Source organism: Streptomyces cyanogenus, from assembly GCF_017526105.1.
In the GTDB taxonomy this organism is placed as follows: domain Bacteria; phylum Actinomycetota; class Actinomycetes; order Streptomycetales; family Streptomycetaceae; genus Streptomyces; species Streptomyces cyanogenus.
This window is the reverse complement of sequence record NZ_CP071839.1, coordinates 4,535,915-4,555,148: the sequence shown is the minus strand read 5'-3', so window position 1 is coordinate 4,555,148 and position 19,234 is coordinate 4,535,915. Positions and strand designations below refer to the sequence as shown.

The following is a 19,234-nucleotide window of genomic DNA, read 5'->3' as shown; positions in this document are numbered from 1 at the left end:
CCGCACGTTGACCATGGGCACGCCCTGGTGGAAGTGGTGCGCCGTGTGCACGTCGTTGCCGTTGGTGTACCACTTGGCGAACCAACCCGCCTTGATGGTGCGGGTGTTGGACAGGACGTTGGGGTCGGTCTGGGTGTTCAGACCGTAGTGCTCCGGCAGTTCGATCAGGAAGTGGGCCGGCTCGGCGAAGAGCAGGGTGGGCAGCACCCAGACCCAGACCAGGTACAGGTCGCGGGCCAGCACGGAGTAGGCGACGGCCGCGACGATGAGGACCGTGAAGAGCTGGTACTCCGTGCGGATCTTCTTCGCCGCGAGGGTCTTGGTGATGCCGGGGTTGGTGCGGCCCACCACGGAGCGTGCGATGTCCTTGGCGACGTCGCCGTAACGGCCGAGGTGATAGGCGCCCCGCAGGAAGCCGGGTATGGTGCCGAGGCCGTCGAAGCGGTAGTTGAAGAACTCCTGGTTCTGCGGCGTGCCGAGGTAGGCGTGGTGGCGCAGGTGGTCGTGCTTGTAGTGCCAGTACGAGCTGAGCATGGGCGCGCCGGCCAGGAAACCGAGGAGACGGTTCAGCGAGCGGCGGTTGTAGGCGTGCTCGTGCAGGGTCTCGTGCTGGAGCTCCACGAGGTGGGCGTACATCAGTCCGTTGACGACCACCGTGACGGCGATGACCCACCACGTCGGCCGGAGTGCCACGGCGGTCCAGGCGGCGGCGACGATCGCCAGGGCCAGAAGGAACTTCGCCGTGAACACGGACGGCCGCTTCTCGAACATCGTTTTCGGCAGAGAACGGCGTTCGTCGTTACCCCGGACCGGAGCCAGCAATACATTGGTGGAGCCATCGAGATCGGGCTCTACTGCCTGACTCAATTTATTTTCCTCCCTCTCGGCGACGCCGGTGATTGTGGCGTGACGAATCGGAAACCCGCAAGCATGTTCCGGGCGGGGAGGGGCGAAATGCGAAGGGAATCCTGTAAGCAGAAGCAGGCGGATTTGTCGAGAGCCCGCGGTGCCGAATTGCAGGCGCCTCGGTGGTGCGCCGTGTCTCGCCGGCGGGACACCCGCGGGACCGGCCGCAGCCTCGACGTCGCACATCTTTGCTGCTGAAGCCCCTTGCGAGGCAGGTCACTTGAGCGTCACCCGGTGATACGCTCGCCCGGCGGCGCAGCGTGCGCCGCGCGTCGATTGGTCTCGGATTTTTTTCCGACACAGGGCGAAGGGCGAACGGGTGCACCAGATGGAAGGCGTATATCTCCCGCTTGTGACACCGTTTTACGACGGTGCCGTCGATCTGGTATCGCTGCGGCGTCTGGTGGAGCACTACCGGCATACGGGTATCGCCGGCCTCGTCATGCTGGGTACCACCGGTGAGAGTCCGACCATCGAACCGGACGAGCAGAAGTCCGTCGTTGCGGCGACCCTGGACGCCGTGGCCGGGGAACTGCCCGTCTATGTCGGCGTCGGCGGCAATTCCACCCGGCACGTGGCGAGCGCTCTCGCCGCGTACGAGTCCATGAACGTGGCCGGCTACCTGGTGGTCACCCCCTACTACAACCGGCCCTCCGCCGACGGGCTGGTGGAGCACTTCCGGGCGGTCGCCGGGGAGACGGAACGCACCCTTATCGCCTACAACGTGCCGTACCGCACCGGTGTGAACCTGTCCAACGACGCTCTCCTGGAGCTGGCTGCGACCGTGCCCAACATCCGCGCGGTGAAGGACGCCACCGGCAACATCGTGCAGAGCCTCGACCTGCTGGAGCGGGCCCCGCAGGATCTGGCCGTGCTCACCGGCGAGGACCCGCTGTACTTCACCAGTCTCGCCAACGGTGCCGCCGGCGGCATCCTGGCCTCCGCGCACCTGGCCACGGCCACCTTCGTCGAGGTCGCCGACGCGATCGCGGGCGAGCGGCTGGTGAAGGGCCGCACGGCTTGGCGCAGCATCAGCCCGCTGATTCCGGCCCTGTTCCGCGAGGCGAACCCGATGCCGCTGAAGTACTGCCTGTGGCGGCTGGGGCTGATCAGATCCCCCGAATGCCGACTGCCTCTGACGCGGGTGTCCGAGGCGCTCGCCGCTCAGCTGGACGACCTGGTGGCCGGGCTGTCGTCTCCCGGCGCGACGCACTCCTGACAGCGCGGGACGCGCGCCGGGCAGCCGATCAGACCGGGCGTGCCAGAGCCCGCAGGAAGAACAGGGTGTTGGCGGGGCGTTCGGCCAGGCGGCGGGCGAAGTAGCCGTACCAGTCGGGACCGAAGGGCAGATAGACCCGTACGGAGTGGCCGGCGGCGGCCAGGCGCCGCTGCTCGGCGCTGCGCACTCCGAAGAGCATCTGGTACTCGAATCCCTGCGGGCTCCTGCCGTGCCGCCGGGCCAGCTCGGAGCCGATCTCGATCAGGCGCGGATCGTGGGTCGCGACCAGGGGACGGGCATCGCCCTCGAAGAGCGTGCGCAGGCAGCGCACGTATGCCCGGTCGACGTCGGCACGCGATCGCAGGGCCACCGAGTCCGGCTCCCGGTAGGCGCCCTTCACCAGCCGTACCCGTGCCCCCGCGGCCCGCAGGTCGGCGCAGTCGGCCGGGCTGCGACGCAGCGCGGCCTGCACCGCCACACCGGTCAGCGGGAAGTCCCGGCGCAGCTCGCGCGCGATCTCCAGCGTGGAGTCGGTGGTCGTGTGGTCCTCCATGTCCAGGGTGACCAGCACGCCCGCCGCCAGGGCGGCGGTACAGATGCGGCGCGCGCGGTCGAGGGCGCGCGCGGGGCCGTCGGGGCCGTGCAGCTGCCCCAGGGCCGACAGTTTCAGCGAGAGTTCGCTCTGCGGGCCGCCCAGGCCTCTGTCCTCCAGCAACCGCGCGAAGCCGACGAACGCGTCGCACGACCGCTCGATCCGCTCCGGGTCGCTCTGGTACTCGCCCAGGAAGTTGTAGGTGACGCCCAGTCCCCCGGTGGCCAGGGCCGAGCCCATGGCGACGGCCTGTGCCGCCGTCTCGCCGGCGACGAACCGCTGGACCACCGCACGCGCGGCCGCCGGCGTCCGCAGGGCGTTTTCGACCCGCTTATGGTCGGCGACGGACAAAAGAATGCGACGCAACATGACGTACCTCATTCAACAGCTGTGACAAGGAATCGAATCCGTGGTATTCGGACCGGACGCGCACTCTTTTGGTGGTGAAGAGGATGCGGCGCACGGTTGCCCGAACGATGGGCGTTCCCTAACATGCCAGCCGTGAGCGATCTTGAGGTAATTTTCGAGCATCACATATGGGCGACCCGCACGCTTATCGAGCATTGCCGGAAGCTGACTCCGGAACAACTCGCCCTTTCGACGCCGGGCACTTATGGCGCGATCGTTCCGACGATCACCCACATCATCGCGGAGGACCAGAGACTGCTGCAGCGCCTGACCGGCGAGCCGGCCGAGGTCCCGGTGACCGAGGACGGCACCTTCACCCTCGACGAGCTGCACACCGTCTGGGAACGGCAGTCCGAGCGGTGGCGCGCGGTCCTCGCCCAGGGGGAGACGCTCGACGTCACCCTGCCGGCCCGCGATCCCTGGCCGCCCGTGCCCGGTGCGCGGCCGCTCGTGCTGCTGGAGGCGATCCAGCACGGCAACGACCACCGCACCCACGTCTGCTCGGTGCTGGGCGCGCACGGACTGCCCATCGAGTTCCTGTGCGGCTGGGCGTTCTGGCGCTCCACCGGCAGGGTTCCTGCGGCCACCGCACCCACCGCGTGACGGCCCCCGGGGAGGCCCCGGCGCCGGCTCCCGGGGCCGCGCCCGGGCCGGCCCCCGACGCGGACACCGCGCTGTTCCGGCACGTCCTCGGGCATTTCTGCACGGGCGTCGTCGTCCTGGCGGGCCTGGGCCCCTCGGGACCGCTCGGGCTGACCTGTCAGTCGTTCAGCTCCCTGTCGCTGGAGCCGCCGCTGGTGATGTTCGGCGTGTCCCGCACCTCGGCCAGTTGGCCCGGGATCCGGCAGGCCGGTGCTCTGTGCGTCAACGTGCTCGCCGCGGACCAGGAGGAGCTGAGCAGACGGATGGCCCGCTCCGGCACCGACAAGTTCGCCGGTGTCGACTGGGAGCCCACGCCCCTCGGCGCGCCACGGCTGTGCGGCGCGCTCGCCTGGCTGGAATGCACGCTGCACGCGGAGTACCCCGGCGGCGACCACACCCTCGTCGTCGCGGAGGTGCAGCGGCTGGCGGCCGCGCCCGGCACGGCGCCCCTTCTCTATTACCGGGGCGGTTATGCCGGCCTGAATTCCCCACGCCGGCCCGAACTCCGCATGAGGCAGGGGGATGCCGGATCGCCGCACGGCCGGGCCGGCGGCACGCGGTGACCACGGCCCCCTGGAACAGGCCGGGAAAAGGCGCCACCCGTGGTGGCCGGCTGACCTGGTGAAGGAGAGTATTCACGGTGGGAAGGCAGAATGTCTCACATTCAGTGGCCGAAGAGGCACTGTCCGAAAGCCCATGGGCCGAAGAGCCGCCGATGACGGCGGTGCGATGCGAGGGTGCCTCGCTGCCCGACACCTTCCGCGCCGTGGCCCGCCGCAGACCGGACGCCCCGGCGGTGCAGGACACGGGCGGAGCGCTCACCTACGGCCAACTCGACGCCGCGTCCGACCGGATCGCAGCGGGCCTGCGCGCTCGGGGAGTCTCCAGGGGCGCTCTGGTCGGCGTGCTCATCGACCGGACACCGGACACCCCCGTTGCGCTGCTCGGGGTCCTGAAGGCGGGCTGCGCCTACGTCCCCCTGGACCCGTCCTACCCCCGCGCCCGGCTGCGACAGGTGAGCGAGGACTGCGCACTCACCGTCGTCCTCGGCGATCCGCGGACAGCCGAGGACTGCGGGCTCGGCGCGCTGGACGTCGTGGAGCGCGACGCCTGCGCGGCGCACGGCGGCGAAGCGCCGCATGGCGGGGTGCCGCATGGCGGGGTGCCGCATGGCGAGGTGCCGCACGTGGAGATCGCAGCCGACGATCCCGCCTACGTGATCCACACCTCCGGATCGACGGGCCGCCCGAAGGGCTGCCTGGTCAGCCACGGGAACGTGCTCGCACTCATGCGGCACACACTGCCCCTCTTCGCGTGCGGACCCGAGGACCGGTGGACCCTCTTCCACTCCGCGAGCTTCGACTTCTCGGTGTGGGAACTGTGGGGCGCCCTGCTGACCGGCGGCACCGCCGTGTGCGTACCGGCCGACACCGCGCGAGAGCCGGAGGAGTTCCTCGATCTCCTCGAACGCGAACGCGTCACCGTCCTGAGCCAGGTGCCCTCCGCGTTCCGGGCCCTCAGCCGGATGGCGGCGGCCCGCGAGACCCGGCTGGCACTGCGCTACGTCGTCTTCGGCGGCGAGCGCCTCGACGTGGACGTCGCCGCAGAGTTCGTCCGGCACACCGCGCCCCGGCCACCGGTCATGGTGAACATGTACGGCATCACGGAGGCCACCGTGCACTCCACCGTCAAGTTCCTCACCGCCGCCGACCTGGCCGACGAGGGCGGCGCCTCCATCGGCAGGCCGCTGCCGCATGTCGAGATCAGCCTCCGGGACGACGAGCTGCGGCCGGTGCCGGACGGCGAGACGGGGGAGATCCTCATCGCCGGAGCGGGCGTCGCCCTGGGCTATCTCAACCGGCCGGACCTCACCGCGGAGCGCTTCCCCACCCTCGACACGGATACCGGCCCCCGCCGCTTCTACCGCACCGGGGACCTCGCCCGGCGGACGGAGTCGGGTGAGCTGGAGTACCTGGGGCGCAACGACCGGCAGGTGAAGGTGCGCGGGTTCCGCATCGAACTCGGCGAGATCGAGGCGGCGCTGCGCGCCCATCCCGCGGTGCGCGATGCGGCCGTCATCACGGGGGCGTCCCGGGAGGGCCAGGCCCTCATCGCCTGCGTCGTGCACCGGGACCCGGATCCCGGGCGCCCCGCCCGGGCCGAACTGCGCAGCCACCTCGCCACGCGGCTGCCCACCCACATGGTGCCCCGCCGCTTCGTGTTCGTCGGCGAACTGCCGCTGACCCCCTCCGGCAAGCTCGACCGCCGGGCCCTCGACGTCCGCACCGGCGCCGGCGGTGACCCCCGCCCGTGAACCTCGCACAGCGGATCAGGGGCGGCTTCCGTCCGTACCACGCCCTGGTGGGCGGAGCGCTCGTCACCGCCCTCGGCCAGGGCATGTACTCGGCGGCGAGCGTCATCTACTTCACCCGGGTGCTGGGGCTGTCCATGGGCCGGCTCGGCCTCGTCCTGTCGGTCGCCGGCGCGGTGGGCTTCCTCGCCACCGTGCCCCTCGGCCGGCTCGTCGACCGGATCGGCGCCCGGCGAACCGCGGTGGCGCTCCAGCTGGCCAAGGCGGCGCTGGTGGCGCTGCTGGCAGGCGTGCAGTCGTTCTGGCCGCTTCTGATCACCGTCGCTCTGCTGGGCGCGGCCACCCGCGGCGGGCAGACCGCCTGGCAGGCGCTCGTCGCGGACGTGGTGGGGCCCGAACAGCGGGTCCGGGTCCAGGCGTTGACCCGCAGCGCCTTCAACGCCGGCGTCTCGGTCGGGGTGTTGATCGCCGCCCCGGTGATCGCGCTCACCGACCGGGCACCCTTCGTGGCCATGCTGCTCGGTGTCGCGCTGTGCTACCTGACCGTGTCCCAGGTGACAGCCCGGCTGCCGGTACCGCACCAGGCGGTGCGGGGGGACCTGACCACCCGGCCGGCCCGCCCCAGCCCCGGTTTCGTGCTCCTGGGATTCGTGACCGGGTTCCTCGGGCTGCACATCACCATCCTGGAGGTGGCGGTGCCGCTGTGGGTGGTGCGGGAGACCGACGTCGCCAAGTCCGTCGTCTCGCTGCTGCTGTTCGTCAACACGGTGCTCGTCATCGGCCTGCAGGTCCCGCTCAGCCGCTGGTCGGACTCGGTGCGCGGCGCGACCGGCACCCTCGCCGCCGGCGCGGCTGCCGTCGCCGCGTCCTGCGCGGTCTTCGCCACCACGCACGACCGGGGCGGCTGGGCCGCGCTCGCGCTGCTGCTGGCCGCGACCGCCCTGCTGACCGCGGGGGAGATCTTCCAGTCGGCGGGCAGTTGGGGTCTTGGCTTCGAACTCGCGCCGATCGGCGGGCGCGGTGGCCACCTGGGCGCGTTCTCGCTGGGCACGGCGCTCCAGGACGTCGTGGGGCCCGCGCTGGTCACGTTCGTGGTGATGCGGGAGGCGCCCCACGGATGGTGGCTGCTGGCCGCGGCGCTCCTGGCGGCGGGCGCCGTGACGGTCCCGCTCGCCCGCGCCGCCCACCGTCACCTGCTGGCCACCACCGCCACCGCGGCGGCTGACGGGCCGGCCGCACAGACGACTCTCGAAAGGGGCACGACCTCATGACCGCCGAACGCAGAACCGTCCAGGAGATCGAGGACCTCATCCGCGGCCTGTGGGAGGAGATGCTGGACACCGACGTCCTGCCCACGGACGACTTCTTCCAGATCGGCGGCGACTCGTTGATGGTCGTCGACGTGACCGTCGAGGCCCGCAGGCACGGCCTCGACATGAAGACCTCCGCCGTCTTCAGGCATCCGACCCCCGCCTCGCTCGCCCGGTTCCTCGCCGGCGCCGGCGAGGAACCCGCCCCCGCCACCACGCCCCGGGCGCCGCAGGACCTCTTCCTGAGTGCCGACGAGCTGTGGCGCACACACGGCAGCACGTGGGCGCCCGATGCACCGCGCTGCCTGTTCCCGCTCGTGACCGAGGGGCGCGGCGAACCGCTGTTCATCGTGCACTGGGGCAACGACGCGGGGTTCGTGTGGAAGGCGACCAGCGCCTGGGGTGCCGGGCGTCCGGTCTACGGATTCGAGGCACCGGGGTTCCGCGGCGCCGTCCGCCCGCTGGTCACCATCAACGACGTGGCGGACCGCTACCTGGCGGAACTGCTTCAGGTGCAGCCGGAGGGGCCCTACCACCTGGCCGGGCACTGCCATGGGGCGGTCGTCGCCTTCGAGATGGCCCGGAAACTGCGAGCCGGCGGCCAGGAGGTGGCCCTCGTCGGCATGGTGAAGCCGTCCGCGCTGGAACGGTTCGTGAGCTACGGCTGGGGCCTGGACGACATCACGCGCTACCGCCTCGAATCCCTGGCGGCCACCTTCGGCCTCCAGGGCGACGAGAGCCTGGAGGAGGTCTTCGAGCGGATGCGGACGAAGGAGTGGTACGACGACCGGCTCGGGCCTGCCGACCTGCCCCGGCTCCAGGTCCAGTGGGCGGCCCTGGCCCTCGCCCTGCACCACTACGAGCCCCGCCCCTACCCCGGGCCCGTCCTGCTCTTCCAGGACCGCAAGGACCGGGCGGAGACGGAACGCAACTGGCTCTCCGTGCTGACCGACGTGGAGACGCACTGGCTGGACTACGGGGTGGACGATCCGCGTCCGCTGCTGAGCGATCCCGGTGTCGCCGCGCGCATCAAGGAGCGGCTCGCCCGGTGAAGGGCACGGAGGTGGTCCCAGCATGACTCTCGCCATCGTCTTCGAGCAGGCCGCGGCAACGGCCGGCGAGCTGATGACGTCGCTCGAACCGTATCCGGACGTGGTGTTCGTGGTCGGCGACGACCCCTACGCCCGGCGCTTCGCGTCCTTGCTGCGCACGGCCGGTGAGGTCGTCGAGCTGTCCGGCGACACCACCGCCGACGCGGCACGCCTGAAGGCGGCCGGGGTGCACGGCATCACCGCCTTCGGCGACTGGGGCGTCGGTGTGGCCGCCGGCCTGGCCGCGGAGCTCGGCCTGCCGTTCCACTCCCCGGAGACGGCCCGGGGACTGACCGACAAGCATGTGCAGCGGACCCTCCTCGACCGGGCCGGGGTGGGAGGCGTCGGGCACCGGCCGGTGCAAAGCCGCGCCGACTGGGACGCCGCCGTAAGGGACCTGGCGTTCCCGCTGGTCGTGAAGCCGGCACAGGGCAAGGGCAGCCGCAACACCCGGCTGGTGACCGACGAGGCGGCCGGGCGTGACCTGGTGACGCGGCTGCTCGACCGGACCCGGCCGGGTCATGAAACGGCCCTGGTGGCCGAGGAGTACCTCACCGGCCGGGGGGCGGAGCCGTTCGGGGACTACGTCTCCGTGGAGTCCGTCTGCCGGGGCACGTCCGTCCGGCACATCGGGGTCACCGGCAAGTTCCCGCTGGTGCACCCGTTCCGCGAGACCGGGCAGTTCTTCCCCGCCGTGCTGCCGCGGGCGACGCTGCTGGAGGTCCTCGCGTTGACCGAGGCGGCACTGCGGGCCCTCGGCGTCGCCCACGGCATCACCCACACGGAGATCAAACTGACCGACCGGGGCCCGCGGGTCATCGAGGTGAACGGACGACTGGGCGGCAACCTGGTCGATCTCTATCAGCGGGGTCTCGGCCTCGATATGATCCGCGTGGCCGTGGAGGCGGCACTCGGTGCGCAGCTGCCCGAACCGCCCCTGCCGACTGGCGAGCGGACCGTTTTCCAGTACTACAGCCAACCACCGCTCGGGGCGTCCCGGTTGACCGGTGTGCGGGGTGTGCGTTCCTTCCTTCCCCGGCACCACGTCGATTCCTACAGCCAGTTCGTGAAGCCGGGCAGCGAACTCCCGGACGACTTGCGGTCGGTGTTCCTGGACCGCATCGCCGGCACGGTGCTCTCGCCGTACGACATGGAGGGCGTCCTCGGCGCCTGCCTGCCGGAGCTGGAGTTCTCCTTCGCCGGACCCGACGGGGAGACGGTCCTCGACGCGGCAACTCTCAGAAACATCAACAACCGGGCGGTCCCCTGTCTCCAGGGACCCGCGTCCGGGGGCGCGGAAGGATGAGGAAATGACGGACGCCGAGCCGGTGAAGACCGTCGCGGAGCACATCGCCGCGCACCTCGTGGCCGAGGGCGTGGAGACGGTCTTCACAGTTCCCGGAGAGCAGATCGACCCCCTGATCGGCGCCATCGCCGCGGCGGGCATCGGGATCGTGCCCGCACGTCACGAACAGGGCGCCGCCTTCATGGCGTACGGGTACGCCCGCTCGACCGGGCGGATCGGCGTGCACGCCGTCATCTCGGGGCCGGGGGTGCTGCACTCCACCGCCGGCCTCGCCCTCGGCTACGCGGGCGACGCCCGGATGCTGTGTCTCGCCGGCCAGGTCCCGACGGCCGCCCTCGGCCGCGGCCTGGGCGTGCCGCACGAGATCCCCGACCAGCTCGGTGTCCTGAGAACTCTCACCGGGCGGGCGGAGCGCGTGACGGAGCCCGGCCGGGTGGCCACCGTCCTGGGCGCGGCGTTCCACCATCTCGCGGTCGAGCGCCCCCGGCCGGTGGCGGTCGAGATACCGGCCGACGTGCTCGCCGCGCGGGTCTCCTCCCCGGCGCCCTTCGCCGCGCCCGAGGCCGACCGGACACCCGATCGCGCGGCCGTCGAAGCCGCGCGGGAACTGCTCTGCGGCGCCCGGGCACCGCTCGTCGTCGTCGGCAGCGGAGCCCGCGCCGCCGCTGCCGAGGTCACCGCGCTGGCCGAACGCCTGCAGGCACCCGTGACCTCGGAGATGGGCGGTCGCGGCATCCCCGGGGACGACCACGACCTGGCGCTGCCGTACCCGGCCGCGCACCGGCTGTGGCCCCGGGTGGACGTGGTCCTCGCCGTGGGCACGCGGTTCATGCGGCCCCAGGTCGAGTGGGGGCTCGACGACCGCCTGAAGGTGATCCGCGTCGATCTCGACGCCGAGGAGATCAAGCGAGTGGCCCGGCCGGAGGTCGCCCTCGTCGCCGACGCGGGCGAGGCGCTGCGGGCCCTGCTCGCCGAATTGCCCGCGGTCACCGGCCGGGAGCAGTGGCTGGCCGAGGCACGGCGGGCCCGGCGCGGCGTCGAGGAGGAACTGGCCCGCCTGGTACCGCAGATCGACTTCATCCGGGCCATGCGCGGCGCCCTGCCCGAGGACGGCTTCTTCGTGGACGAGCTGACCCAGGTGGGGTACACCGCCCGGGTGGCCTTCCCCGCCCTGCGGCCCTACACCTATGTGCCGGCCACCTACCAGGGGGGCCTCGGCTTCGGGTTCGCCACGGCCCTGGGGGTCCAGGTGGCCAACCCGGGGCGGGCGGTCCTGTCCGTCTCGGGGGACGGCGGATTCCTCTACACGGCGAACGAGCTGGCCACCGCCGTGCAGCACCGGATCCCCGTCGTCGCGGTGGTCTTCAACGACAACTGCTACGCGAACATCGCACGATCGCAGCGGAGCCTGCTGGGCAGGACCATCGCCACCGACCTGCACAACCCCGACTTCGTGGCGTACGCCGAGTCGTTCGGCGCCCGGGGAGTACGCGCCGAGGGGCCCGGTGAACTGGCGGCCGCGGTCACAGAGGCCTTCCGGCGGACGGACGTGCCGACGGTGATCGAGGTGCCGGTCGGGGAGATGCCGAGCCCCTGGTCGCTGATCCGCCTGCCCCGGGTGAGATGAGCCCCGTCGGCCCCGTCCGCGTCCCGCTCCGCTCCCCCTCGCACCGTACGGTCCTTCCCCAAGGAGAAGCCCTCATGGGTCACGACCAGCAGCACAACCCCCTGACCTTCCGCGCCGCACTGGCGCGCATGCGCACGCAGCGGATCGTCGAAGTGAACCGGGTCTGCCGAGACCACCCGGACGCGATCAGTCTGTGTTTCGGGGAGTCGGACCTGCCCACGCCGGCCGTCGTGCGCGAGGCGGCCGTGTCCGCCATGACGGCGGGCCGGACACTCTATGCGGACCGGCGGGGCATCGCCCCGCTGCGCTCGGCGATCCAGGCGTACCACAGCAGAACGCACGGCCTCGATGTCGACCTGGAGCGGATCAGCGCGACCTCGTCAGGCATGACGTCCATCATGATCGCGCTGCAGTGCCTGGTGGAACCCGGGGACAACGTCGTGGTCGTCTCCCCTGTGTGGCCGAACGTGCCCATAGCCGTGGAGGCCATGGGCGCCGAGGCCCGGTTCGTCGGCCTGGACGCCGCCCCCGAGGGCTGGGCGCTCGACCTCGGGCGCGTGGAGAGTGCGTGCGACGACCGGACGCGCGCGGTCTTCGTCGCCTCTCCCGGCAACCCGACCGGCTGGACGATGACGTCGGACCAGCAGCGCGACCTCCTCGCGCTCGCCCGCCGCCGGAACATCTGGGTCATCGCCGACGAGGTGTACAACCGGATCGTGTACGACGGCTCGGTGGCGAGCCCCTCCTTCCTGGAGGTGGCCCACGACGACGACGCCCTGTTCGTCGTGCAGAGCTTCTCCAAGACCTGGTCGATGACGGGATGGCGGCTGGGCTGGCTGGTCCACCCGGCCGCCCTCGCCCACCAGGTGGGCAATCTCAGCGCCATCAACAGCACGGGCTCGGCGACCTTCGTGCAGCACGCCGGTGTCGCCGCCATCCACGAGGGCGAGCCGTTCGTCGAGGAGATGCGGGCCCGCTGCGCCGCCGGCCGGGACCTGGTCGTGGACGCCTTCAAGGGAAACGACCGCATCACGGCCCCGCCCGTCCCCGCGGCGTTCTATTCCTTCTTCCGCATCGAAGGGGTCGAGGACGACCTGGAGTTCGCCAAGCAGCTGGTGGCCCGGGCCGGCGTCGGGCTGGCCCCGGGCACGGCGTTCGGCCCCGGTTACGAGGGCTGGTTCCGCATCTGCTTCGCGCAGTCGCCCGAGCGCCTCACGGAAGCGCTGAGCCGGCTCGTCGCCGCTCTCTGACCACGGAACGGCACAGGGCGCCGGTGCCACGGACCAGTCGGTCCGCCGGCACCGGCGCCCTCGACGTGTGTCATCCCTCCGGCAGCGCGGCGCCGCGCAGGTGGTGCGGGCTGCACGGAACCTCACCGGCCGGCTCGGGGGCCGGCAGCAGGGCGCCCTCGACGATGTCGGTGGCCAGCTCGTCCAGATCCAGCACCCGGCCGCCGAGGACCACCGCCGCCGGGTTCCGCAGCGCCGACACGTCGTCCAGCGGGTTCGCGTCCACGAGCAGCAGGTCGGCGCGCTTGCCGACCTCCACGGTGCCGCGGTCGTCGGCGAACCCCCAGGCAGCGGCGGCGTCGCTGGTGGCCGTGCGCAGCGCCTGCGCGGGACTCAGACCGGCCTCGGTGTAGAGGGCGAGCTCGCGCAGCAGGGAGTCGCCGGGGAAGGTGTACCAGGTGCCCGCGTCCGAGCCGGCGACCACCCGCACGCCCTCCGCCACCATGTGCGCGAGCGCTTTCAGCGACTTCTCGAACGCCTCGCGGTACAGCGGGAGCTGGCCGTTGGTCTCGTACAGGCTCTTCCGGGTGCCGGCATACCGGCGGACCACCTCGGGCGGGGACGCGGCGGGCAGTGAGATCCGCCAGCGCTCCAGGGACCGGGCCTCGTAGGAGGCGAGGGTCGGGATCACCATGATGCCGCGCTCGACGAGCTGCGGGACGAGGCGGTCGGGGACGTCGTCCACGATGCCGTGACCGATGATGTCGGCCCCCACCTCCACGGCGTCCAGGGCATGTGCGCCGGACGCCACGTGGACGGCGACCCGGAAGCCCCGGTCGTGCGCCGACCGGACCAGGTCCCCCAGCATCTCCTTGGTCAGGTTGGGCAGGGTGCCGAACACGTCGTCGTAGACGATCTTGACGAAGTCGGGGCGCACACGGGTGATGCGGTCCATCTCCCGGTCGACGTCGTCCCGGGTCACCACCGCGGATGCCGCGTCGCCGACGGAGCAGTCGCAGAATCCGCCGGGCGCGTTGAGGCAGCCGTAGGACGTCATCATGCGGGGGCCGAGGAAGGTGCCCGCGTTCACGTCCTCACGCACCGTCTCCGGCGACGAGCCGGGGAAGTCGCCGCCCACCGTGAAGAAGTCGACCACGCTGGTGACTCCGTGCAGCAGGAACTGCTTGAGCGTGCGCGTGAAGTCGGGCCGTACGTCCAGGAAGCCGTTGAAGGCGATGTGCACGTGCGAGTCCACCAGGCCGGGCAGGAGGTACCTGCCGCGACCGTCGAGGCGGGGAACCGCGACGGGGGCGCCGGGGCCGGAGGTCCGGTGCGGTGTGACGGCCGTGATGGTGCCGCCGCCGCCGACGTGGACGTCCTGCCCGGGCCGGACCGTGCCGGTGACGACGTCGACCACGGCCGTGTTCTCGATGATCAGTGTCAGATCCACGGTCGGACCAGCTCCTCGGCGTCGATGTCGGACCACTGCGTGGCCGGGGTGGCGTGGGCACGGCGAATCTCGGACACCCGCCCGCGGACCTCGTCCACGGTCCGCTCTCCGTCCTCCCGCAGGACGGCCGCGATCAGCCCGGCGATCTCCGCCATCGCTGCCCGGCCCATGCCGAGCGTGGTCACGGCCGCGGTGCCGAACCGCAGCCCGCTGGGCCTGCGGGGCGGGTTGGGGTCGTGGGGGATCTGGTTGCCATTGGCGAGGATGCCGGCCGCGGCCAGCCGGCGCGCGGCCGCGTCGCCGGTGGTGCCGAAGGACCTCATGTCGGCCAGGCAGGCGTGGTTGTCGGTGCCGCCGGCGACCAGGTCGAAGCCCTGGCGGGCGAGATGGTCGGCGAGGCATCGGCTGTTGGCCAGGACCTCACGGGTGTAGGCGGCGAACGACTCGGTGAGCGCCTCACCGAGGGCGGTGGCGACGCCCGCCAGCACGCGGACGTTCGTGCCGCCCTGGCAGATCGGGTACACCGCCCGGTCGACGGCCTTGGCCAGACCCTCGCGGGCGAGGATCAGTCCCGCGCGCGGCCCCCGCAGCGTCTTGTACGTCGCCGCGGTCATGATGTCGGCGTGGGGCGCGGGGCTCGGTATCGCCCCGCCCGCGATGAGCCCGGCGGACTGCGAGATGTCCGCGACGAGGACGGCCCCCGTCTCGTCGGCGACGGCGCGCAGCGCCGCCCAGTCCCACAGCCGCGGATAGGAGGTGTCGCCGCAGAAGATGGCCCGCGGGCGCTCGGCGCGGGCCACGCGGGCGAGGGCGTCGTAGTCGAGCGTGCAGGTGTCCGCGGCCACTTCGTAGGGGACGACGCGGAACATGCGGCCGATGAGGTGCAGAGAGCTGCCCGTCGTGTAGTGGCCGCCGGAGGCGGTCTGCAGCCCCAGCAGGGTGTCACCGGGTTCCAGGACGGCGACGGCCGCGGCGAGGTTCGCGGTGGTGCCGCGGTAGGGCTGGACGTTGGCGTGGTCGGCGCCGAAGAGGCGGCGGGCGCGCTGGATCGCCAGCCGCTCGATCGCGTCGGCCGTCTCCTGGCCCTCGTGGTACCGGCGCCCCGGATAGCCCTCGCAGTGGATCGATTCCAGCGCCGGGTGCATGGCCGCCGAGACCGCGGGACTGAGGTAGTTCGCGGCGGCGGTCAGGTTGACGGTCTCGCGCTGGCGCGAGAGCTCGGCCGCTATGAGCCGGGCGGTGTCCGTGTCGTGCCAGGGTCCCGGCGACAGGTCCTGGTACAGGGACACCCGGTCGAGGGATGGCTGGTCGAGGGATTCCTGGTCGACAGCAGCAAGGTGCTCTCCCAAGATGTGGCTCCTAGTTTCGGCGCGCGGGATCTGCCCCGACCCGCCGCGCACAGGGGTCAGAAGTAGCCGTTGGCGGGCAGGGGCGCGGAGTTCACCAGCAGGTCGCCGATGGCGATGGCCTTGTACGAGGCGGGGTTGTGCAGGGTGAGGGTGCGGATGTTGCGCCAGTGCCGGTCGAGGTTCTTGGCGCGGCTGGCCGCGGAGGCGCCTCCGACGTCGAAGAGCGCGGTGGCCGCGGCGAGCGCTGCTTCGCCGGCGTGCACCTGGACCAGCGCCGCCGACCGCGACGCCCGCGCGAACAGGGCGGGATCCGGCATGCCGGCGCGCTCGCTCGCGTAGGCCTCGTCGATGTCGGCGGCGGCCGACAGCACCATGCTCTCCACCGCGTAGGCGGTGGACGCCAGCCGTCCGATGGTGGCCAGCAGCACCGGGTCGTGGGCCGGGGTGGGCGAGGGCGCGTGGTCGAAGGTGCGGGTGCGGCCGGCGAGGAGATCACGGGCGTCGGTCACCACGGACCGCAGGATGCCGGCGACCAGCGCCTGCAGATACAGCTGCATCAGCGGTACCTCGGACGCCACCCGGCGCTCGTCGGGGTCGGTCACCTGGACGATGTCGTCCTCGGTGACGGCGACGTCGGTGAACGTGGTCGTCCCGGTTCCGGTGCGGTGCTGGCCGAAGCCGTCCCAGTCGTCCTGCACCTCGACGCCCGGCCGGTCCAGCGGCACGTTGATCCGGGCGATCCGCCGGTCGTCCAGGTGGGCCACGACCATCACCCAGTCCGCGAACGCGGTACCGGTGCTGTAGTACTTGGCACCGCTCAGCTTCCAGCCGGTGCCGGTCGGGATCAGCCGGGTGGCGTACTGGGCGGTGCCCAGCGCGCCGTCCCGCTCGCTGGTGGCGTTGCCGAAGATCTGGCCCGCCCGGATCTCCGCGGCCCAGCGGTCACGGACGGGGCCGGGCGGCAGCCGTCTGACCATCTGCGGCTGGAGGTAGTGGGAGCGCAGGATGTGCGCGACGTTCGGGTCGGCCTCCGCGAGGTCCGTCACGAACGTCATGAGGTCGACGACGGTACCGCCGGGCCCGCCCAGGGACTCGTCCAGCGTCAGCGCGGTCAGCCCGCTCTTGCGGACCATCTCCAGCTGCTCGTAGGGGTCGACGCAGTGCCGTTCGCGGTCGGCCGCCCCGTCGGACACCCGGGCCATCAGGTCGGCGCTGTCGGGGAAGAGGCGAACAAGATCGGTCATGTGTACTCCTTCGGGTGTTCCCGGCAGGTGGCTTCGCCCGGGCAGGACCCGGGCCGAAGCCGCGGCGAGCCGCGTTCAGGCCGTGGGCCGGGCCAGTCGGCCGTAGAGCACGCGCGCCATCTCGAAGTCGTCCTCGTCGTCGATGTCGACCACGCGATTGCGGGCGTGGAACCAGTGCGGGCGCGCGCCGATCGGACCCAGCGAGACGGCGGTGGAGCGCCGCAGCAGGGACAGCGTGAAGCCCAGCTGGTAGCGGACCGGGAGCTGTTGGGACGGGGTGTGCCAGGGGCCGAACCCGAAGCCCATCGGCCGGTGGTCCGTGTCGAGCAGATAGCCACGGAAGGGATAGACCACCACCAGGGAGTCGTGCTTCTCCCGGGCCTCCTCCCACGCCTGGAGACAGGCGCCGAAGTCGTCGAAGAGCGGGTCGGTGACATGGCACCAGGCGATGTCGTCGTCGCCGGGCACCTGCCGGCAGATCTCGCTGACCACATGGGCGTACGGCGTCTCGTTGCGCGCCAGATGAGGGTCCCTGGGCAGGAAGTTGATGCCCAGCCGCTCGGTGTGTCCGGCGACAGCCGGGTCCTCGCTGCTGGCGTAGACGTCCTCGGCGGGCAGGTGGCGCAGGAGCTGCTCGACCTTGATGTCGAAAAGGGACCGTCCCTCATGAAAAGGACGGAAGTTCTTGCCCGGAACCCGTGTCGACGAGTTCTTCGCCGGTATGACCGCCTTCACGACCGGCTCCCTTCCCCCGCCGCTTCGGCGTGCACGGCCGGTGCCGTCTGCGGTCCCGGCGCCGCGTGGCTCCCGGTCACGACGCGTTTGAAGGCTTCCGCGTATGCGCAGCCCGCTGCCGCGCCGTTGGCCCGCATGCGGTCGGTCACCCAGGCGATGTCCGCCGACGGGTCGGCCGATGCGGCGAACTGGCTGCGGTGGCAGAGGATCGCCTCGGTCTTGCGCAGGGCGTACTCACCCACGTCGACGAAAAGGTCGGTGTGTTCGTGGCCGGGCAGCCAGACCTCGTCGACCACGTGCGGTCGCAGGCCCTCGGAGAGCAGTTCCGGATGGGCTCGTGGGTTGCGTGCGTCCGGATAGACGGCGGCCAGTGCGGCCTCGCCGGCCGCGAGGTGGTCCGGGTGGGATGCGCCGATCGGGAACACCAGCGAGCGCAGCGGTTGGTGGGCCAGCACCAGTTCGGGAGTGTGGCGCCGGATCTCCCGGGCGAGCGCCTTGCGCAGCGCCGTGTCAGCGGTGAGAGAACCGTCGCGGAATCCGAGGAAAACCACCTCCGCCACGCCCAGATGCCGGGCGGCGGCCCGTTGTTCCTCGTAGCGGGTCGCCGTCAGCCGTTCGGCGGGTTCGTCGGGATCCTCGCCGCCCTGTGATCCGTCGGTGCACACGACATACGTGATACGGGTGCCTTCCGCAGCGAGTCTGCCCACCGTCGCACCGAAGCTGAACTCCGCGTCATCGGGATGCGCGGCAATCACCATGGCGCTGGAGAATTGTCTGGGCAAAGGGAAAATCGGACCTTCGATTCTGCGCTGGTCGATCGGCATGGCGATAACCGTACAGGGCTGTGTCAAGAACATTGCGGCACCGTGTAAACAGTGCCCGGCGGGCGGTCAACTGCCATTCCGGAGGTAATGTGCGGGCACGAGACCGCCAATCGCTTCCCGCACTGCCAAAGGCGTCCGTGTCCCGCCGGCGGGACATACCACCCGCGCCATTCGGGCAGCGCAACCGCTCCGGGGCCCGGAGGTGGCTTTACTTGCCCTCGCAGCCGTGCTGATCATGGTGGCCCTTGGTCATGGTGTCGACATCAGACAGGGGGAACAGCGTGGACATCCGGGATGTACTGCGGGCCGTGGAGGACGGCGAGGGCTTCGCCTTCCTGACCGTCGCCGAGCTGGACCGGGCCGGCGGCGACCGGTCCGTGGCGCAGGTGCTCGCCCTCTTGGAGGAGCTGGGCTGTCTTCACCTGCCGGCCAGAGTTCCCACGGACCCGAACCATCACGTCCTTGTCTACCGGGCGCGGGGGGCGGTCGCGAGCGTTCTCATGCTCCAGCACGAGATCGAGGCCCCGGGTCTGGGTGAGGACGACCGGGAGGCGCTGACGGCCATGCTCCTGATCGCGGCCCGGCAACTGGAAAAGGACGTGGCCACCGGCCGGGCGGTGCGGATGAGCAGTGTCGGCGGATAACCGCTCCGGCTCGTTCCCGCAGGCGCCCGAAAAAAGCGCGTTCTCTACATTCCCGTCACTGTTTCCGTGCGGGTGAAACAGCCACTGCCTCGCATTCCCGTGCGTGCGGCCTTCGTCCGGAGGAAAGAAACCCCGGCGAAGGCCGCAGGGCAGCGGGATTTCCACGGGCCCTCGGGGGAGAAATGCGTCCACTCCGCCCTGGACGGCGGCCGGTGCTGCCGGCCCCCCGGTGAACGCGCCGGCCGGGCCGGGGCGTCGCATGCCCGGCCGTGACGTCCGCGACCGTGTGCCACCGGCGTAGGGCTGTTTTCAGTCATGAGCCGCTCCGCACGGTGCCGTGCGGCACC

The 19,234-nt window shown here is 71.5% G+C and carries 16 protein-coding genes and 1 pseudogene; 10 read left to right on the top strand and 7 right to left on the bottom strand.

All coding sequences use genetic code 11. The features are described 5' to 3' along the window. A pseudogene (locus S1361_RS20470) lies at positions 1-636 on the bottom strand (fatty acid desaturase family protein); the annotation flags it as partial. Between the two features lie 598 nt (positions 637-1,234). On the opposite strand from S1361_RS20470, the gene dapA reads away from it, so the two are divergent. Further along, the gene (gene dapA, locus S1361_RS20465; protein ID WP_279577620.1) at positions 1,235-2,125 is read left to right on the top strand and encodes a 4-hydroxy-tetrahydrodipicolinate synthase; all 891 of its coding nucleotides are present in this window, start codon (positions 1,235-1,237) and stop codon (positions 2,123-2,125) included. Positions 2,126-2,153: 28 nt separating this feature from the next. Here dapA and S1361_RS20460 read toward each other — a convergent pair whose 3' ends face one another. After that, positions 2,154-3,086, bottom strand: coding sequence for a proline dehydrogenase family protein (locus tag S1361_RS20460; protein WP_208033255.1), 933 nt, complete (start codon positions 3,084-3,086; stop codon positions 2,154-2,156). Positions 3,087-3,218: 132 nt separating this feature from the next. Here S1361_RS20460 and S1361_RS20455 point away from each other — a divergent pair, with 132 nt between their 5' ends. The 8 genes from S1361_RS20455 to S1361_RS20420 all read left to right on the top strand — a co-directional run bounded on the left by S1361_RS20455 (position 3,219) and on the right by S1361_RS20420 (position 12,662). Next, positions 3,219-3,728, top strand: a complete 510-nt coding sequence (locus tag S1361_RS20455; RefSeq protein ID WP_208033254.1) for a DinB family protein — start codon at positions 3,219-3,221, stop codon at positions 3,726-3,728. Continuing rightward, on the top strand, positions 3,725-4,330 hold the full coding sequence (locus tag S1361_RS20450; RefSeq protein WP_208033253.1) for a flavin reductase family protein: 606 nt from the start codon (positions 3,725-3,727) through the stop codon (positions 4,328-4,330). Before S1361_RS20455 ends, S1361_RS20450 begins: the two co-directional genes overlap by 4 nt. A 152-nt stretch (positions 4,331-4,482) precedes the next feature. Beyond that, positions 4,483-6,081, top strand: a complete 1,599-nt coding sequence (locus tag S1361_RS20445) for an amino acid adenylation domain-containing protein (RefSeq protein ID WP_208033252.1) — start codon at positions 4,483-4,485, stop codon at positions 6,079-6,081. Next, the gene (locus tag S1361_RS20440) at positions 6,078-7,349 is read left to right on the top strand and encodes an MFS transporter (protein ID WP_208033251.1); all 1,272 of its coding nucleotides are present in this window, start codon (positions 6,078-6,080) and stop codon (positions 7,347-7,349) included. Before S1361_RS20445 ends, S1361_RS20440 begins: the two co-directional genes overlap by 4 nt. Continuing rightward, complete coding sequence (locus S1361_RS20435) at positions 7,346-8,440, top strand: alpha/beta fold hydrolase (protein ID WP_208033250.1); 1,095 nt, start codon at positions 7,346-7,348, stop codon at positions 8,438-8,440. The genes S1361_RS20440 and S1361_RS20435 overlap by 4 nt, the downstream gene beginning before the upstream one ends. 22 nt (positions 8,441-8,462) lie before the next feature. Next, entirely contained in the window at positions 8,463-9,785 is a 1,323-nt protein-coding gene (locus S1361_RS20430) for an ATP-grasp domain-containing protein (RefSeq protein ID WP_208033249.1), read from the top strand. Between the two features lie 4 nt (positions 9,786-9,789). Then, positions 9,790-11,412, top strand: a complete 1,623-nt coding sequence (locus S1361_RS20425) for a thiamine pyrophosphate-dependent enzyme (RefSeq protein ID WP_208033248.1) — start codon at positions 9,790-9,792, stop codon at positions 11,410-11,412. 74 nt (positions 11,413-11,486) lie between these two features. After that, positions 11,487-12,662, top strand: coding sequence for a pyridoxal phosphate-dependent aminotransferase (locus tag S1361_RS20420; protein ID WP_208033247.1), 1,176 nt, complete (start codon positions 11,487-11,489; stop codon positions 12,660-12,662). Between the two features lie 70 nt (positions 12,663-12,732). Here S1361_RS20420 and S1361_RS20415 read toward each other — a convergent pair whose 3' ends face one another. The 5 genes from S1361_RS20415 to S1361_RS20395 all read right to left on the bottom strand — a co-directional run bounded on the left by S1361_RS20415 (position 12,733) and on the right by S1361_RS20395 (position 18,243). Beyond that, positions 12,733-14,091 carry an amidohydrolase family protein gene (locus S1361_RS20415; protein WP_208033246.1) on the bottom strand — a complete coding sequence of 453 codons (1,359 nt, stop codon included), beginning with the start codon at positions 14,089-14,091 and terminating at the stop codon, positions 12,733-12,735. Then, positions 14,082-15,440: a serine hydroxymethyltransferase gene (locus S1361_RS20410; RefSeq protein ID WP_208033245.1), complete on the bottom strand. Its 1,359-nt coding sequence runs from the start codon at positions 15,438-15,440 to the stop codon at positions 14,082-14,084. The genes S1361_RS20415 and S1361_RS20410 overlap by 10 nt, the downstream gene beginning before the upstream one ends. Positions 15,441-15,496: 56 nt before the next feature. Next, positions 15,497-16,684: an acyl-CoA dehydrogenase family protein gene (locus S1361_RS20405; RefSeq protein ID WP_208033244.1), complete on the bottom strand. Its 1,188-nt coding sequence runs from the start codon at positions 16,682-16,684 to the stop codon at positions 15,497-15,499. A gap of 75 nt (positions 16,685-16,759) precedes the next feature. Continuing rightward, positions 16,760-17,419 (bottom strand): cytidylyltransferase domain-containing protein, encoded by a 660-nt coding sequence (locus tag S1361_RS20400; RefSeq protein ID WP_208033243.1) that lies wholly within the window; start codon positions 17,417-17,419, stop codon positions 16,760-16,762. Next, a complete protein-coding gene (locus tag S1361_RS20395) occupies positions 17,416-18,243 on the bottom strand; it encodes a PIG-L deacetylase family protein (protein ID WP_208033242.1) in 828 nt (275 codons plus the stop codon). Before S1361_RS20395 ends, S1361_RS20400 begins: the two co-directional genes overlap by 4 nt. 281 nt (positions 18,244-18,524) lie before the next feature. Here S1361_RS20395 and S1361_RS20390 point away from each other — a divergent pair, with 281 nt between their 5' ends. Continuing rightward, complete coding sequence (locus tag S1361_RS20390; protein ID WP_208033241.1) at positions 18,525-18,887, top strand: hypothetical protein; 363 nt, start codon at positions 18,525-18,527, stop codon at positions 18,885-18,887. Positions 18,888-19,234 lie beyond the last annotated feature (347 nt).